The sequence below is a fragment of the Paenibacillus sp. BK720 genome (assembly GCF_011761545.1).
Taxonomy (GTDB): Bacteria; Bacillota; Bacilli; order Paenibacillales; family Paenibacillaceae; genus Pristimantibacillus.
Map to the genome: position 1 here is coordinate 251,264 of NZ_JAASRQ010000006.1, position 15,674 is coordinate 266,937.

The window sequence follows — 15,674 nt, forward strand, 5'->3', positions numbered from 1 at the left end:
TTTGAATCCTCCTAAAAGAATGATCACGCTTTTTGTGATCATTCTACTTCGTAAGCATCAACTTAAGAATGATCACGCTTTTTGTGATCATTCTACTTCGTAAGCATCAACTAAGAATGATCACGCTTTTTGTGATCATTCTACTTCGTGAAGCACTAATGCTCATTCCCTCATTGTAACACATGGCGAAACGGTTGCGCTGACCTGTGGCAGCGTAACCGTTTCGGTAAAAATCTACAAATCGCTTAAAATTCAAAAAAGCGGAGAAGGGGATTAACCCTTCACCGCGCCTGCTACCATACCTTTTGTGATCTTATCTGCGAGCAAGAAGTAAATAATGATAACCGGCAATGCCCCAAGCACGAGGAATGCGCCGATCGCTCCGTAGTTAACCGAATACTGGCTGACGAAGCTGTATACCCCGAACGGCAATGTTTTCAATCGTTCGGTCGAGATAAAGGTTGCTGCCAGGATGTACTCGTTCCAGATGTTAATGAAGGTCAGAATACATACCGTCATCATCGGCGGAACCGATACCGGCAGGATAATGTTCCAGAAAATCCGGAAGACGCCTGCTCCGTCCACGATTGCCGATTCTTCAATTTCATTAGGAATCGACTTCATGAATCCGCTAAGAATAAATACGGCAATTGGCGTCTGGAATGCAATGTAAGGCAGAATGAGCGACCAATGCGTATTCAGAATATGCATATTCTTGAAGATAATCATCAGCGGCAGCAGTGTCGCCTGCATCGGAATCATCATCCCGATCAGGAAGACAACCATAACCGCCTGACCGTATTTCCACTTGAAGCGGCTGATGGCAAACGATACAAGCGAGCTGAGGAACAAAACGCCAACCATTGTTATCAATGTAACTTTCAAGCTATTAAGCAGATATTTAACGTAATTGCCCGACTCCATCGCAGCGCTATAGTTACCCCATTGCAGAGCATGCGGCAGAGCAAAGAATTGGCCGGACAAAATTTCTTCGTTAGTCTTTAACGAGTAGATAGCCAGCCACAAGAGCGGATACAATTGGGTGACAATCAGAGCTGACAGAAGAATCCACATCAATATTTTCCCGATCGAAAATTTTCTTTGCGGCTTTATTCTTGGCAGCACTGCTGTAGTTGTACTTTGGCTCATAGTCGTATCCCTCCTTCGTTACGTGTATTTCCGTTCCAGACGGTTGAATCCATAGTTGATGACCACTGTTGCGACAAGACAGACTACAACCAGAATGGCTGCAATGGCACTTCCGTATCCGTATTTCATCGACAAGATTGACATTCTGTACATATGCGTCGCGATAACGTCCGTTGCGTTACCAGGACCGCCGCCTGTCATAACCATAATCATGTCGAACGATTGCAGCGAGCCGATAAAGGCAAGGACAATCGAAATCTTGAAGATCGGAACGTTCATTGGCAAGGTAATATACCAGTCAGCCTTCAAGCCTTCAGCGCCATCAATTTTGGCTGCCTCATAAATATCCGACGGAATGTTCTGAATACCCGTAAACTGGATGAGAGTGTGATAACCAAGGTATTGCCACAAAGCGACGAAGTACAAGCTGTACATCGCGATATCTGGATCCGTCAACCACTGCTGGGACCAGCTGTGCAGGCCTACCCAGTCAAGCACCTGGTTAAGCATGCCGCCCATGGACGCAGGGTTGTAGATTGTTTTCCAAAGTTGTCCGATAATAACAACCGACAAAATTACCGGCATAAAATAGCTGGATACAAGGAAATTCGGCTTCTTTACGAAGCGGCTAAGCAAGATTGCGACAAACAAAGCGATTGGAATTTCAAGCATGGAAAATACAGCAAACATCAGGGTATGGCGTACAGCCGGCCAAAATACGGCATCATGGAATAACAATTTATTGAAGTTGTCCAGACCGATGAATTTCGATTCGCCGATCCCGTTCCAGTCGAGCGTACTCGTATACAGGGAAACGATGATTGGAACAAAAACCAGACAGACATAGAGTATCAAGCACGGCAGCACGAACAGCGCTATCGTCAACTTCGAAACCTTCAGTACGTTCATCTCGTGTGCCCTCCTATCTTTTAGCTATTTTTTTAACATCCGTACAAAAGGGGTTCCTGGGAGAGAACCCCTTTTGCACGGTGTGCAGCTTTTTTATATTTTTATCTATTGTTCAATGCTTATTTATTGCTTTCGTAAGCGGTTTGGTGCTCTTTTGCAACTTCAGCCGAATCCTTCTTCTGAACGAAGATGTTTTGGATGGAAGTCAAGTGGCCTTGGGAAGTGCCAGGGTTCATTGTGTTATCGAACGACAGGTCGCCGCCTTTAACGTCTTTGAACAGGTCCAGTACGCTAATTGCCATGTCGGAGTAGCCAGCAGCTTTGAAGTCGCCGTCCACTTTTTGAGCAAGACCTACAGCACCTTTAACTGCGAAGGCTTCTTTAGGGAAGTTCAGCATGAAGTAGTTCAGGAAATCTTTGGTTTCTTGCAGGTGTTTGCTGTCTGCAGAGATCGCGAATGCGGAACCTGGAGCAAGCATGAATTGGTTAGGATCGCCTTTGCCGTTTACCGTAGGGAATTTGAATACGCCTACTTTATCCTTCAGAGCTTCGGATGTTTCGATACCGCCAGTTGCCCACGAACCCATGTAGTACATAGCAGCCTTACCCGTTTTGAAAATGTTCTCGCCGGCGTTATAGTCGAACGATGTAACGCCTTCTTGGAACGCCCCTGCTTGAATCAGGTTTTGCATAGCGTCTACAGCTTCAACGAAAGCCGGATCTTCGAATGTTTTCTTGCCGGCTACAACATCAGACAGGAAGCCAGGGCCGCCGTTTGTGCGAAGCAGGATGTTCATGAACAGGAACGAACCCGTCCAAGTATCTTTTTCACCGATTGCCATTGGCTGGATGCCTTTAGCTTTCAGGGTTTTAACGTCTGCGATCATTTCTTCGAATGTTGTTGGCGGGTTAGCGATGCCAGCTTGCTGGAACAGATCTTTGTTGTAGTAAACAACGCCGATGTTGTTGCCGTCAGGCAATGCGTACAAGTTATTGTCGAATGTATAGAAGTCAAGAACGCCGTCTTGGAATGTATCTTTCAGGCCGTTTTGCTCAACCATGTCGTTCAGCGGTGCAAACAGTTTTGCGTCAACGTAAGGCTGCATTTGAGCTGCCGGGTTAACGATTGTGATGTCCGGCACTTCATGCGAGGCTGCTTGCGTTTTCAGTTTTTGCTTTTGTTGGTCGGTATTCAAGGAGTCCAGCTCGATCTTCACGTTTGGATGATCAGTTTCGTATTGTTTAACGATCTTTTTCATCATGCCGTTTTTCGGATCCGTTGGATCTGGATAAATGTTCTGGAAAGTAATCGTAACTTTCTCGTTGCTTGCCGGCTTTTCTGTAGCCGCGTTTGTCGCTCCCGCATTGTTGGAAGCGCCGGAGTTGGCATTTTTGTCGCCGTTATTGTTATTCGAGCCGCATGCTGTCAAGCTGATTGCCAAGGAACCTGCAAGTACAAGACCAAGAACGCTCTTCATATTCATTTTAGCCATTTGTTTATCCCCCTTGTTTGTGATGCTTTTATTATCTTGAAATCTGCAAACCCTTACAATGTGTGAACTTAGGATATCAGGTAGGTTTTCTTTAGGTCTTGAGATTCCCCACCTTGAAAAAGCCCACTCGAATACTGTCGAACTTTATTGAACCGTGCGGTTATTATTTGTTCCTTCCTGCTTCGAAATCCTTCCGGAGCGGATTTCCAGGGGTTGCCACGACAGCAGAAAAAAAGCCGCATCCCGGGTCCTGTGGACCGTGGGATGCAGCTTTTTAGGCTAAGAGCGCCGTTATGCGGCTGTAATTTTGTATTGCTTCTTATGCTTGCTGAAGTGGAGCTTCATGCCTTTCATCTTGCAGTATTCCTTCAGAGGGATCATAACGCCGTTAGGACCTTTGTACGGCTGCTCCTTGAATGCCGCAGTCTGCCCGTCCAGATGAACCATAACCGGCGCATGCTCCAGATCCAGCGCCTTCAGCTTCTCCATCAGCTGCTTCGCAGACTCGCCTTCTCTCGCCCCGTTCACGCGGAAGCCGTTTGTCTGCCCGCGGCCGTTAATCCCTTCTTTAACCGTAAAGGACAGCGAAATGCCCACTTCCTTCAAAATGTCCAGCACTTCCGCATTGTAAGCCCCGTAAGGAAAAGCGATAATGCCTTTTGTATTGCCGAGCTCTTCCTTCAGCCGCTTCTCCGCTTTCTCGAGATCGGTCTTCACGCGGTTATGGTATTCCTCATCCGTCTCGACGCGCTGTTCTTTCTTCAAATATTGATGGCGCGTCAGAACCGGCTTCGTCAAGCCGTCCGCGCGCATAACGCCATATTTGTGGCTGTCGTAAGTATGGTTATAGAAGGACATGCCGGACTTTTGCATCTCTCGCATCTGGTCCCAGGTCATCTTCGGACGGCCGACCTGCTTCGGCTTATCCGCATTGTCCGCACCGGAGACGATGACAAAATTAACGGCCGGATAATTATGTTGCTTTAATACAGGGAAAGCATCCTTATAGAAGGTCTCGTATCCATCGTCAAAGGTCAGCAGCACCGCATTGTCGGGAACATTGCCGTTATTTGCGATAAAATCCGCATACTGGTCGATTGAAATGACATGGAAACCGTCGGTTTTGAGCAGCTCCATCTGCTCCTTGAACAAGTCAAGCGAAATAGCGGATTCTGCCTCCGCGTTATTGGTTTTCTTGGCCGCTTTGTCCGACAAATCATGATACATCAGTACGGCTACCTTGTCCGAATAATAAACGCCTCCGCTGCCCGGATTTTCCAGCGTCCATTCCAGCTTCGATTTAAAGGTTGACTCCAGGAATGAGGCCGGCACCATCGGTTCGCCGTCGACCAAATCCACAGCAGGAGGCTGCTTGAGCTTCTCGCCGTTTACGTAAAAGCTGACTTGCTTGGCGTTATCCGGCGCTGAACATGCAACAGCCAATAGTCCCAAACCGATCATAAGAAGAACAACATTTGTCCAAAGAGCTGCACGCGCACGAAACATTCACTTACTTCCCCCTAAATAATCAATCCATTTCATAGTTTTACAAATACTGGTCAACATTAGACAAAAAAAATATCTGCGATCTAGTACATCTACTAAACGCAGCATATCGCTGGAATGTTGCTCCATTATGATAAATATTTAATGTACAATCTATTATATATGGAGGGAGATAAAATGAACATTGCTATTTTCGGGGCAACCGGCCGAGTCGGACGCATCCTTGCGGCGCTTGCGCTCCGCGACGGGCACGCGGTAAAAGCCCTCGTCCGGAGGCCGGATAAATTACAAGAGCTGGCAGACAGCTGGCCCGGGCTGACTCTGGTGGCGGGCAATGCGGTTTCCGCCGGGGACGTCAGCGAAACCTTATCCGGAGCCGATGCGGTTATCAGCGCCTTAGGCACCGACGGCGGAACCGTCTTGACGGACAGCTTCCCGCTTATACTCGAAGCCATGGATCGGTTAAAGATCAAGCGGATTGTAGCCGTCGGCACGGCGGGAGTATTGGACAGCCGGACTGAACCGGGCCTGCTGCGGTATCAATCCAGCGAATCGAGAAGATCGCTCACGCGGGCAGCCGAGGAGCATCATGCGGTGCTGCGGCTGCTGGAGGAGTCCGGACTCGATTGGACGCTGGTCTGCCCGACTTACTTGCCTGACGGTCCTGCCGAAGGAGGTTACCGGCAAGAGCGCGGCTATCTGCCGGAGAACGGAACGCGTATTACGACGGGAGATACCGCCGAATTTGCTTATGCCCAGCTGTTCAGCAGCCAATATACGAGGGCAAAGGCGGGAATTGCCTATTAGAAGAAAAAGCCGGGCTTTTGCGTTAGCAACGCAAAGCCCCGGCTTTTTTTATAGCGGAGAGTTAGGTTTACTTGGCAAGCAAAGCCTGAATCTCGGAGTCGATCCGCTCCGGCGTCACGTTTGGACCAAACCGCTTTACGACTTTTCCTTCCTTGTTCACAAGGAACTTCGTAAAGTTCCATTTGATGCGCTTCGAGCCAAGAATGCCGCGGGCGTCCTTCTTCAGCTTCTGGAACAGGGGATGCGCCGTGTCGCCGTTAACGTCGATTCTTGCGTAGAGCGGGAAGTTGACGCCAAAGTTCAGCTCGCAGGACTGCGCAATCTCCGCGTTATTCTCAAGCTCCTGATTCATAAACTGGCTGCTGGGGAAGCCTAATACGGCAAAACCCTTCTCTTTGTACGTGTCATGAAGCTTCTGCAGTCCTTTGAACTGCGGGGCAAAACCGCATTTGGTCGCCGTGTTTACAATGAGCAGCACCTGGCCTTTGTACGGAGCAAGCGTTTGTTTCTCGCCTTTAATCGTGTTTACTTCAATATTGTATAAGGACATCTTTCATGCAACTCCCTTTAAATGAATTGTTATTGATTAAATTGTATGCAATTTATTTGGGAAAGTCAAATACCGATTTTTTCTTTTTTGACACGTTTCAGAGGCGGTGCTACAATACAATCACCCAATTAATTTGCATACAATTTATATAGAGACGTTATAATCAACAAAGGGGTGCTGCCACTATGGACACAAGCGAACTGCTGAAGCTCGAGAATCAGCTTTGCTTTGCTTTTTATTCTTGCTCAAGAGAAATTACGAAGCTGTACCGTCCTTTGCTCGCCGAGCTTGGACTTACCTATACCCAGTACATTACCATGCTTGCCTTATGGGAGCAGGACAATGTATCCGTCAAGGAGCTGGGATCGAAGCTCCTCCTGGATTCCGGAACGCTCACGCCGTTGCTTAAGAAGCTGGAATCCATGGGGCTTCTGACAAGGGCGCGGGACAAATCCGATGAACGGCATTTGATCGTCCGCTTAACCGGGCAGGGTCAGGCGCTTAAGGATAAAGCCTCCTGCGTGCCTTTGCGGTTATTTGAAGGCACCGCGGTTGAGCCGGAAGAGATCTTCGCCTTGCGAAGTCAGGTGCAGACGCTGATGAGCAAGATGAACGAAGCTACCTAATAGGGAGACGACTTTCTGTGAAGAACAGGAGGTCGTCTTCTTTTTTGATATGCCTATTGACTCCGCATGACGCTTCTTGTATAGTTGATTACATGAGTAACCAACCACTCAGGTAGCTAAGAGGTGAGGAAAAACATATGACCTTAATCATCGACGATAGTCGCCCTATCTTTGTGCAAATCGCAGAACGAATCGAAGACGACATCATTCAAGGAAGGCTTCCGGAGGAATCGCAGGTCCCTTCGAAGAACGAATTCGCCTCCTTTTATCAGATTAACCCCGCTACAGCGGCGAAAGGCGTCAACCTGCTGGTGGACGAAGGAATCTTGTATAAGAAAAGAGGGATTGGAATGTTTGTAGCCACGGGCGCGCGTGCCGTGCTGGTCGAGAAGCGCAAGGAGCAATTTTTCGAGCAATACGTCGTAACCATGATGCGGGAAGCCGAGAAGCTGGGCATTTCGGCGGATCAATTAACGGAAATGATTCGGAGAGGGGAGGCCAAATAATGAGCAACGTTGTTGAAGTAAACCTTTTAACCAAATCGTACGGGAATGTTACGGCCGTTCACGAGGTGTCTTTCAAGCTTGAGGCGGACAAAATTTACGGCCTGCTGGGAAGAAACGGTGCAGGCAAAACCACGATTATGCATATGATTACCGCTCAGCTGTTCGCGACAAGCGGCGTGCTGAAGGTATTCGGCGAGGAGCCGTACGAGAATTCCCGCGTGCTCAGCCGAATCTGCTTCATCAAGGAAAGCCAGAAGTATCCGGACAATTACACGGTAAACGACGTGCTGGAGCTGTCTTCCTCCCTGTTCCCGAACTGGGATAGAGCGTTTGCCGAGGAGCTGGTCAAGGACTTTCAGCTGCCGCTGAAGCGGAAGATGAAAAAGCTGTCACGCGGCATGCACTCTTCCGTCGGCATCATCGTCGGGCTGGCCAGCCGCGCTCCGCTTACGATTTTTGACGAGCCGTATCTGGGTCTCGACGCCGTTGCCAGAGCCTTGTTCTACGATCGGCTGATCGAGGACTATTCCGAGAATCCGCGGACGATCGTCCTGTCGACGCATTTGATCGATGAGGTAAGCCGTCTGCTCGAGCATATCATCGTCATCGACGGAGGCAAGGTGCTTATTAATGAAGATGCCGAAGAGCTTCGCGGCTACGCCTATTCGGTGGCAGGCACGGCAACCGCGGTTGAAGGCTTTATCGCCGGCAAAACCGTTATATCGCGCGAACCGTTCGGCGCACTTCTGACAGCGGGGATTACCGGCAGATTATCCGAGCAGGAGCGGAAGAAAGCCGATGCTCTTGGCTTAGCGCTCTCTCCGATTTCCTTGCAGCAGCTGATCGTCCAGTTAACGAGCAAAAAAACGGATGTTAAGGGAGGCTCCCGTATATGAACCGAATTGGCAATGTCCTGAAAATGCATCAACGCGACAAGTTCGCTTGGCTGATCATCCCGTTCATGATTCTTGGCTCCAGCTTTGTGATCAATCTGATCGTCGGGTTCCTGAGCGGCGTCGAGATATACACCGGCGGTCTGATGTCCATCTTTATTTACATGCTTGTGCTTGGCATCATTGTACTCCCTCAAACCTTCCCTTTTGCCATCAGCTTCAGCGTCCGCCGGACCGACTATTACGCGGGCACCGTCTTACACGCGTTGATTTCCGGTTGTATCACGGCTATTATTCTGCTGCTGCTTAGCGCAATCGAAAAAGCGACCAACTTCTGGGGTACGGGACTCCACTTCTTCCATCTTCCTTTTTTGACGGACGGCAATATCGTTCAGCAGTTTATCTTTTACTTCCTCGCCCTTGTTCTGCTCTTCTTCTGGGGCTTCGCGATCGGCAGCGTATTCCGGAAATTCCGGGCGATCGGCTTATTCGTCCTGACGCTGGCCTGCCTGCTGGCGACAACGATTATGACGGTCCTCATTATCTCCAAAGACTGGTGGGATGAGATCGCGAACTGGTTCATGGATCTGACGGCCTTCGAGCTGTCGCTGTGGTTCCTGCCGATCATCCTGATCTTCGCTATCGTCTCGTTCGTGCTGATCCGCAGATCGACCGTCTGATATTCGCTTCCCCCTTATCCGGCATCAGTGTCATTGGCTACCGCTGTTGAATACAACGGTAATACCAATGCTGCTGGACTGCCAGACGAGGGGGATTTTTATATGGATTTGCGGAGCTTGTTGAACCTTGATGACTATGAACGGCTGGAGGTAATCCATGATGCGCGCAGCGGACTTACCGCAGTTATCGCAATCCATAGCACAAAGCTTGGCCCCGGGCTTGGGGGCTGCAGAATGTGGAACTACCCATCCGTGGAGGATGCAATCATAGATGCCGTCAGGCTCGCCCGAGGCATGACCTATAAATCGGCGATGGCGGAGCTGCCCTTCGGAGGCGGCAAAGCGGTAATAATCGGAGACCCGGGCAAGGACAAAAATGAACGGCTGTTCCGTGCATTCGGGCGGTTCATTGACCGGCTGCAGGGAGAATATATTACCGGCATGGATGTCGGAACAACCTCAGCCGATATGGACTGGGTGTTTCAGGAGACGCGGTACGTCACCGATATTTCCGGATCGCTAGGGGCGGCCGGAACCTTTACGGCGGATATGACCGCTTACGGCGTCTTCCTGGCGATGAAAGCGTCCCTGAACAGGCTGGACGGTTCGGAGAGCTTGTCCGGCAAGGTCGTTGCGGTTCAGGGACTCGGAAAAGTCGGCATGTTCCTCTGCCGGTACCTGGCGCTTGCCGGAGCCAAGCTGGTCGTAGCCGACCTAAACGACGAGCTTGTCCGGAAGGCCGTGCAGCAATACGGCGCCCGGGCCGTGGGCGCGGACCTTATCGCGCATGAGCTATGCGATATCTATTCCCCTTGCGCGCTTGGCGGCATCATTAACGATGCGAGTATTCCGCAGCTGCAATGCCGGATTGTTGCCGGAGCGGCCAACAATCAGCTGGCGGAGGAGCGGCACGGCGATGTGCTGCATCAGCGGGGCATTCTGTATGCGCCGGACTACGTGATCAACGCCGGCGGAATCATTGTGACCGCCGCCGAGCTGAACGACAACTCCCCATCCTACGCCAGAAGCCGCGTCGAACAGATCTACCGCACGCTGACGAACGTGTTCGACTGGTCCGACAAGCACGGCGTATCCACCGCCAAAGCCGCCAACCAGCTGACCGAGCAGCTGCTCGGCGAGTGAAGCGGTCCGCCTCGCCCGGACGAGTGCCCGGAAACCGTGCTGCCTGCAGCACGGTTTTTGCCTGCTATCTGACCGTTAATGGCTTGCATACAAAATAGGGCTGCTCCCCGGTCGCCATGACCATGAGGAGCAGCCCTTGCTGCCGTCTTTCGGTTATTCGATTTCTGCCTTCCGCTCCTTTATAATGGGAACATAAGTAAATACCCGAAAGGAGCCGGAACCAATGAAAGAAGAAATTATTAAACGACTGACCTCGTACGTCATCGTCGATACCCAATCCAATGATGAGAGCGAGACCTGCCCCTCAACGCCAGGCCAGCTTACGCTAGCGAACCAGCTAGTCGAAGAGCTCAAATCGATCGGGATGCAAGAGGTAACGATCGACGCCAACGGTTACGTAATGGCAACTTTGCCGGCTAACACGGATAAGCAGGTGCCGACCATCGGCTTCCTGGCGCACGTCGATACGGCAACCGACTTTACCGGCAAGAACGTAAAGCCGCAGCTCGTCGAATACGAAGGCGGCGACATTACGCTGAACGAAGCGCTGGGCGTCGTGCTGTCGACAAAGGATTTCCCGGAGCTCGGCAACTACAAAGGCCATACGCTTATGACGACGGACGGCACCACGCTGCTTGGCGCCGATAATAAAGCCGGCATCGCCGAGATCATGACAGCCATGGCCTACCTGATCGAGAATCCGGACATCAAGCACGGCAGGATCCGCGTTGCCTTTACGCCGGACGAAGAGATTGGCCGCGGTCCTCACCGCTTTGACGTCGCTGCTTTTGGCGCCAAGTATGCCTACACCGTCGACGGCGGTCCGCTTGGCGAGCTGGAATACGAGAGCTTTAACGCAGCGGCTGCAAAAATCACCGTCAATGGCACTAACGTCCACCCCGGAACCGCCAAAGGCAAAATGATCAACTCGATGAAAATTGCCATGGACCTCAACAGCCGTCTTCCCGTCAACGAAGCGCCTGAGCATACCGAAGGCTACGAAGGCTTCTACCATCTGAACACGCTGCAGGGCGATGTAGAACAGACTAAGATGTCCTATATCATCCGCGACCATAACCGCGAGAAGTTCGAAGCAAGAAAAGCGACGATCACCCGGATCGTCGAAGAACTAAAAGCTATCCATGGTCCAAACAGCATCGTACTCGAGCTGAAGGACCAGTACTATAACATGCGCGACAAAATCGAGCCGGTGTTCCATATCGTCGAAATCGCCCGCGAAGCGATGGAAAGCCTGGATATCAAGCCGCTTATCAAGCCGATCCGCGGAGGTACCGACGGCTCGCAGCTGTCGTATATGGGCCTGCCGACTCCGAATATTTTCACCGGCGGAGAGAATTACCACGGCAAATTCGAATATGTCTCCATCGACAATATGGTGAAGTCGGTGCAGGTTATAGTCGAGATTATCAAACGGTTCGAAGCGCGCGGCGAAGAGTAATTACGAAGGCCGCTCCACCTCGAACAGCTCGCCAAGCTTCGCGTAAGAAGCGCCTGCCAGACGGCTGACCGGCTGCAGTGCCGCCGCATCGATATGATTCCGCTCATCCGCGATGGAGCCGTGCAGATGATAGCGGATAACGCGGCCGATCAGCAGGTCGGCAGCGGGAGCTTCCGCCGTTCCGCCGAGCGGAATCGCTTGCTCCAGCACGCATTCCAGCCGGACCTTGGCCTCCGCAATACCGGGAACGGAGATTCGTTCGCTAGGCACGGCGGTTAGTCCGGCGAGAGCAACCTCGCTCTCCTCCGGAGGCAGGCTGGCTGCCGTAGCATTAAGCTTTTCCACATACGATTCATCCGCAATGTGAACGACAAACTCGCCTCTTGCGATAGCATGACGGGAGGTATCCTTCGGGATGCCTTTTTTGCGCTGCACGGATACGGAGATCAGCGGCGGATCAGCCGTCACGATATTGAAATAACTGAATGGTGCTGCGTTTAACACGCCATCCTCGGATAAGGTTGTTACAAGGGCAATCGGCCTTGGGACAACCGTACCCGTAAGCAGCTTGTAGTTCTCCCGCTCGCTTAAGTTTTCCGCATCAATCCGGATCATGATTCCGCCGCCTCCTTTTTCTTAGAAATGGTCTTTATACCAAGCTGCAGCCGCCGAAACCTCAGATCGGGTAAGCTGATGGCCGAACCGTTCCCAATGCACGTCAACCGCTGCGCCCGCACCGGCAAGCAAGCTCTCGAGTTCGTTCGTCTCTTCGGCCGAGCAGATCGGATCATTCTCCCCGGCACCGATAAATACCGGCACTCCGGACAGGTCCGGCAGTTCAAGACCCCGGATCGGCACCATCGGATGATGCAGGATTGCTCCGCGCAGCGAGTCTTTGTAATGGAACAACAGGCTGCCCGCGATATTAGCGCCGTTGGAGTAGCCTGCGGCTACCAGGTTATTCCGGTCGAACCCGTACTCCTCTGCCGAATGGTCAAGGAAATCGTTCAGCTCCTTTGTCCGGAACACCAGATCCTCCAAATCGAATACGCCTTCCGCAATCCGGCGGAAATAACGCGCCATTCCGTTCTCGGATACGTTGCCCCGGATGCTTAATACGGACGACTCCGGCGAAAAGGCAGCCGCTAGCGGCAGGAGATCATGCTCCGTGCCGCCCGTGCCATGGAACAGGACGAGGACCGGCGCCGCCGGATTCGTCCCCTGTCTGAATATATGCTTCATGGTACATACCTCCTAATATGAATGGTCTCTTATTAACGATCCAGTTCCATTACCCGTACGTCAAACGGCGTGAGCAGCTGCTCCAGCGTTGCGCGGTGCTGCTCGTACCAAGCCGGCAGCATCAGTTTCTCGCCAAGATGCTCAGGCTCTTCGTCGCGTGCGAACCCTGGAGGATCCGTAGCAATCTCGAACAGTATGCCGCCTTGCTCGCGGAAGTAGATCGCATTGAAGTACTGGCGGTCGACGATTGGCGTTGGCTGGAAGCCGTTTGCCGCCACATGCTGCTGCCAAGTGAGATGCTCGGCATCGTCTTTTGCTCTCCAAGCGATATGGTGAACGGTACCGTGACCGCCATGACCGGCCGCCATTGGCTCCGTATTCACGTCGATGATGTTGCCGAGTTCGCCAAACGATTGGTAACGTGCCAGGCCGTTTTCTTCGTCCACTTTGGACAGCCCCATTACATGCTCCAGCAATTGCGCCGTTGCCGCCGGATTGGTGCTGTACAGAATAGCGCCGCCAAATCCTTTGATCGCATGGTCTGCCGATACGCCGCCAAACGACCATGTGCTTCTAGGACCTTCTTCGCGCGCTACCAGCTCGACAAGCAAGCCGTCCGGATCCGCGAATTGCAGGTACTGCTCGCCAAAGCGGGAGGTCTCTTTGAATTCAATCTCGAATTTGGCGAGACGCTCTTTCCAGAAGCCCAGTGTGCCTTCAGGCACGACATAAGTGGTGTAACCAACCTGGCCGCCGCCTACAACGCCTTTACGCGAGTTTTCCCAAGGGAAGAACGTGATGATGGTGCCAGGGCTGCCGGCTTGATCGCCGAAGTACAGATGGTAAACTTCCGGCGCGTCAAAGTTGATTGTTTTTTTCACGAGGCGGAGACCAAGCACCCCTGCGTAAAAGTCTGTAGTTACCTGAGGATGTCTTACGAAAGCCGTAATATGATGGATACCTGCTGTGCGTTGATTTGTCATTATTGCCACTCTCCTAATGGGTTATTTTGCAAATTTTTAAGAATCTTTAATTTAAGATATAGGGCCTGACTTGATGTATAAGACGTAACGACCAACACTATTTGAAGGTCGTCTGCGCAAACTTGCCTAATTTCTTGAGAAGTGAGCTTGCGGCCTGTTTCTCTTCCGCCGTCAGTCCTCCGACCGCTCCCTCAATAACGAGGGTATGCTGCGGGAACACTTCTTCGATGAACCGCGTCCCTGCTTGGGTAATTTCAGCGTAGATAAGCCGCCGGTCTTCCGTAGAAGCTCTGCGGGTGACAAAGTCTTTCTTCTCCAGCTTATCGATGACGTAAGTGATATTGCCGCTGCTCATCAGTACCTTCTCGCCGATTTGCTGCAAGGGCTGGGGGCCTTTGTGATACAGTAGCTCAAGCACTCCGAACTCGGTCCGGTTAAGGCCATGCTTGCGGATATCCCGGTCGGCATGAGCGTTCACCCATTGGCTTGCTCTGGCAAGCGCGATGTAAAGATCAAGCGAATCGTCTTTTTCCTTTCCCATTTGCTCGCCTCGCTTTCGTTTATCTTGATTTTAAGATACTTTATTTCGAGGTAAATGTAAAGGGGTTTTTGAAAAAAAGTTTTGAAGGAGCTGTCCACAGCCGGACAACCCCTTGATTGCTGCTTGCCTTACGCGCGGTTTAGCGCATATTAGGTGCGGAATTCTCGCTTGGCGCTTTGTTAGGCGCCGGATTTGGGGCAGCGTTTGGCGCTTGATTGTTAGGCGCGATGTTGTTGCCTCCGCCATTGCTGCCGCCGGTACCGCCACCGCCGATTCCTTTGCCGCCGCCAGTACCGCCTGTACCACCGCCGCCAATACCTTTGCCGCCCTCTTGCATTTGGCCGCCTCCGCCGCCGAAGCCTTTGCCGCCTTTGCCGCCCTCTTGCATTTGGCCGCCTCCGCCGCCAAAGCCTTTACCGCCTTTGCCGCCCTCTTGCATTTGGCCGCCTCCGCCGCCAAAGCCTTTACCGCCTTTGCCGCCTTCTTGCATCTGGCCGCCTTTGCCGCCGCCTGCTCCGCCGCCACCGATACCTGCGCCGCCGCCTGCTCCGCCGCCACCGATACCTGCGCCGCCGCCTGCTCCGCCGCCGCCACCGATACCTGCGCCGCCGCCTGCTCCACCGCCGCCGCCGATACCTGCGCCGCCGCCTGCTCCACCGCCGCCACCGATACCTGCGCCGCCGCCTGCTCCGCCGCCGCCACCAGCTCCTGCTCCGCCAGTTCCCGCGCCGCCGCCTGCTCCGCCGCCACCACCGGCTCCTGCGCCGCCGCCTTGGCCAACACCTAGACCTTTAGCTTTGCCTACGCCTTTAGCGCTTACCTTCTTACCGTATTTAGCCGTGTTGTAGGAGTAAGTAATCGACTGGAATGTTTTCGCATCTACCGAGCCAGTCACCGGAAGGCCGTGCGTTTTTTGATAATGCTTGACGCCTCTAACGGTTGTATTGTCATAGTAGCCGTTGATTTTGCCGGAGTAGCTGCCAATTCCCTTGAGCATCCCCTGAATAACGTAGATGTCCGGTCCTTTGGCCCCTTTGCCGACGGCAAGAGTTGTACCCGCACCGCCAAACATAAGCGCAGCAGACAACACCACCGCACTCAGAATTTTTCCGGCCTTTTTAGCCTTCCCTTTGCTTTCGTCCTCGCGGGAAGTCAACATCCAATCCCATTTCATGTCTTACTACACC

17 protein-coding genes are annotated in these 15,674 nt (G+C 52.2%); 7 read left to right on the top strand and 10 right to left on the bottom strand.

All coding sequences use genetic code 11. From position 1 onward, the window contains the following. Nucleotides 1–273: 273 nt before the first annotated feature. From FHT67_RS22895 to FHT67_RS22910, 4 genes are all read right to left on the bottom strand, one after another. The gene (locus tag FHT67_RS22895; protein WP_481856077.1) at nucleotides 274–1,074 is read right to left on the bottom strand and encodes a carbohydrate ABC transporter permease; all 801 of its coding nucleotides are present in this window, start codon (nucleotides 1,072–1,074) and stop codon (nucleotides 274–276) included. 93 nt (nucleotides 1,075–1,167) lie between these two features. Then, nucleotides 1,168–2,058 carry a carbohydrate ABC transporter permease gene (locus FHT67_RS22900; protein ID WP_132308564.1) on the bottom strand — a complete coding sequence of 297 codons (891 nt, stop codon included), beginning with the start codon at nucleotides 2,056–2,058 and terminating at the stop codon, nucleotides 1,168–1,170. A 119-nt stretch (nucleotides 2,059–2,177) separates the two neighbouring features. Further along, nucleotides 2,178–3,551 (bottom strand): extracellular solute-binding protein, encoded by a 1,374-nt coding sequence (locus FHT67_RS22905; protein ID WP_132308562.1) that lies wholly within the window; start codon nucleotides 3,549–3,551, stop codon nucleotides 2,178–2,180. A gap of 291 nt (nucleotides 3,552–3,842) precedes the next feature. Further along, on the bottom strand, nucleotides 3,843–5,057 hold the full coding sequence (locus FHT67_RS22910) for a polysaccharide deacetylase family protein (RefSeq protein WP_132308560.1): 1,215 nt from the start codon (nucleotides 5,055–5,057) through the stop codon (nucleotides 3,843–3,845). Between the two features lie 177 nt (nucleotides 5,058–5,234). Between FHT67_RS22910 and FHT67_RS22915 the strand changes: the two genes are divergently transcribed. Further along, nucleotides 5,235–5,864, top strand: coding sequence for an NAD(P)-dependent oxidoreductase (locus FHT67_RS22915; RefSeq protein WP_167201421.1), 630 nt, complete (start codon nucleotides 5,235–5,237; stop codon nucleotides 5,862–5,864). A gap of 67 nt (nucleotides 5,865–5,931) precedes the next feature. Here FHT67_RS22915 and FHT67_RS22920 read toward each other — a convergent pair whose 3' ends face one another. Next, a complete protein-coding gene (locus tag FHT67_RS22920; RefSeq protein ID WP_132308556.1) occupies nucleotides 5,932–6,414 on the bottom strand; it encodes a glutathione peroxidase in 483 nt (160 codons plus the stop codon). Nucleotides 6,415–6,599: 185 nt separating this feature from the next. On the opposite strand from FHT67_RS22920, the gene FHT67_RS22925 reads away from it, so the two are divergent. The 6 genes from FHT67_RS22925 to pepT all read left to right on the top strand — a co-directional run bounded on the left by FHT67_RS22925 (nucleotide 6,600) and on the right by pepT (nucleotide 11,721). Further along, nucleotides 6,600–7,040, top strand: coding sequence for a MarR family winged helix-turn-helix transcriptional regulator (locus tag FHT67_RS22925; RefSeq protein WP_132308554.1), 441 nt, complete (start codon nucleotides 6,600–6,602; stop codon nucleotides 7,038–7,040). A 137-nt stretch (nucleotides 7,041–7,177) separates the two neighbouring features. After that, nucleotides 7,178–7,546, top strand: a complete 369-nt coding sequence (locus tag FHT67_RS22930; RefSeq protein ID WP_127496192.1) for a GntR family transcriptional regulator — start codon at nucleotides 7,178–7,180, stop codon at nucleotides 7,544–7,546. Next, nucleotides 7,546–8,442 (top strand): ABC transporter ATP-binding protein, encoded by an 897-nt coding sequence (locus FHT67_RS22935; protein ID WP_208403458.1) that lies wholly within the window; start codon nucleotides 7,546–7,548, stop codon nucleotides 8,440–8,442. Before FHT67_RS22930 ends, FHT67_RS22935 begins: the two co-directional genes overlap by 1 nt. Beyond that, on the top strand, nucleotides 8,439–9,119 hold the full coding sequence (locus FHT67_RS22940; RefSeq protein ID WP_167201422.1) for a hypothetical protein: 681 nt from the start codon (nucleotides 8,439–8,441) through the stop codon (nucleotides 9,117–9,119). Before FHT67_RS22935 ends, FHT67_RS22940 begins: the two co-directional genes overlap by 4 nt. Before the next feature lie 102 nt (nucleotides 9,120–9,221). Continuing rightward, nucleotides 9,222–10,262, top strand: coding sequence for a Glu/Leu/Phe/Val family dehydrogenase (locus FHT67_RS22945; RefSeq protein WP_132308548.1), 1,041 nt, complete (start codon nucleotides 9,222–9,224; stop codon nucleotides 10,260–10,262). Between the two features lie 223 nt (nucleotides 10,263–10,485). Beyond that, on the top strand, nucleotides 10,486–11,721 hold the full coding sequence (gene pepT, locus FHT67_RS22950; protein WP_167201423.1) for a peptidase T: 1,236 nt from the start codon (nucleotides 10,486–10,488) through the stop codon (nucleotides 11,719–11,721). Here pepT and FHT67_RS22955 read toward each other — a convergent pair whose 3' ends face one another. From FHT67_RS22955 to FHT67_RS22975, 5 genes are all read right to left on the bottom strand, one after another. Beyond that, nucleotides 11,722–12,336: a flavin reductase family protein gene (locus FHT67_RS22955; RefSeq protein WP_167201424.1), complete on the bottom strand. Its 615-nt coding sequence runs from the start codon at nucleotides 12,334–12,336 to the stop codon at nucleotides 11,722–11,724. It lies immediately after the preceding gene. A 21-nt stretch (nucleotides 12,337–12,357) separates the two neighbouring features. Next, entirely contained in the window at nucleotides 12,358–12,963 is a 606-nt protein-coding gene (locus FHT67_RS22960; protein ID WP_132308542.1) for an alpha/beta hydrolase, read from the bottom strand. A gap of 32 nt (nucleotides 12,964–12,995) precedes the next feature. Next, nucleotides 12,996–13,946 carry a VOC family protein gene (locus FHT67_RS22965; protein WP_132308540.1) on the bottom strand — a complete coding sequence of 317 codons (951 nt, stop codon included), beginning with the start codon at nucleotides 13,944–13,946 and terminating at the stop codon, nucleotides 12,996–12,998. A 97-nt stretch (nucleotides 13,947–14,043) separates the two neighbouring features. Then, complete coding sequence (locus FHT67_RS22970) at nucleotides 14,044–14,487, bottom strand: MarR family winged helix-turn-helix transcriptional regulator (RefSeq protein WP_132308538.1); 444 nt, start codon at nucleotides 14,485–14,487, stop codon at nucleotides 14,044–14,046. A gap of 139 nt (nucleotides 14,488–14,626) precedes the next feature. Beyond that, on the bottom strand, nucleotides 14,627–15,661 hold the full coding sequence (locus FHT67_RS22975) for a peptidoglycan-binding domain-containing protein (RefSeq protein ID WP_167201425.1): 1,035 nt from the start codon (nucleotides 15,659–15,661) through the stop codon (nucleotides 14,627–14,629). Nucleotides 15,662–15,674: the final 13 nt, after the last annotated feature.

Coding starts and splice junctions, on each gene's coding strand:
- FHT67_RS22975 (WP_167201425.1), bottom strand. CDS start 15,661: ATGAAATGGGATTGGATGTTGACTTCCCGCGAGGACGAAAGCAAAGGG.
- pepT (WP_167201423.1), top strand. CDS start 10,486: ATGAAAGAAGAAATTATTAAACGACTGACCTCGTACGTCATCGTCGAT.
- FHT67_RS22955 (WP_167201424.1), bottom strand. CDS start 12,336: ATGATCCGGATTGATGCGGAAAACTTAAGCGAGCGGGAGAACTACAAG.
- FHT67_RS22970 (WP_132308538.1), bottom strand. CDS start 14,487: ATGGGAAAGGAAAAAGACGATTCGCTTGATCTTTACATCGCGCTTGCC.
- FHT67_RS22935 (WP_208403458.1), top strand. CDS start 7,546: ATGAGCAACGTTGTTGAAGTAAACCTTTTAACCAAATCGTACGGGAAT.
- FHT67_RS22905 (WP_132308562.1), bottom strand. CDS start 3,551: ATGGCTAAAATGAATATGAAGAGCGTTCTTGGTCTTGTACTTGCAGGT.
- FHT67_RS22930 (WP_127496192.1), top strand. CDS start 7,178: ATGACCTTAATCATCGACGATAGTCGCCCTATCTTTGTGCAAATCGCA.
- FHT67_RS22945 (WP_132308548.1), top strand. CDS start 9,222: ATGGATTTGCGGAGCTTGTTGAACCTTGATGACTATGAACGGCTGGAG.
- FHT67_RS22920 (WP_132308556.1), bottom strand. CDS start 6,414: ATGTCCTTATACAATATTGAAGTAAACACGATTAAAGGCGAGAAACAA.
- FHT67_RS22910 (WP_132308560.1), bottom strand. CDS start 5,057: ATGTTTCGTGCGCGTGCAGCTCTTTGGACAAATGTTGTTCTTCTTATG.
- FHT67_RS22965 (WP_132308540.1), bottom strand. CDS start 13,946: ATGACAAATCAACGCACAGCAGGTATCCATCATATTACGGCTTTCGTA.
- FHT67_RS22925 (WP_132308554.1), top strand. CDS start 6,600: ATGGACACAAGCGAACTGCTGAAGCTCGAGAATCAGCTTTGCTTTGCT.
- FHT67_RS22940 (WP_167201422.1), top strand. CDS start 8,439: ATGAACCGAATTGGCAATGTCCTGAAAATGCATCAACGCGACAAGTTC.
- FHT67_RS22895 (WP_481856077.1), bottom strand. CDS start 1,074: ATGTGGATTCTTCTGTCAGCTCTGATTGTCACCCAATTGTATCCGCTC.
- FHT67_RS22900 (WP_132308564.1), bottom strand. CDS start 2,058: ATGAACGTACTGAAGGTTTCGAAGTTGACGATAGCGCTGTTCGTGCTG.
- FHT67_RS22915 (WP_167201421.1), top strand. CDS start 5,235: ATGAACATTGCTATTTTCGGGGCAACCGGCCGAGTCGGACGCATCCTT.
- FHT67_RS22960 (WP_132308542.1), bottom strand. CDS start 12,963: ATGAAGCATATATTCAGACAGGGGACGAATCCGGCGGCGCCGGTCCTC.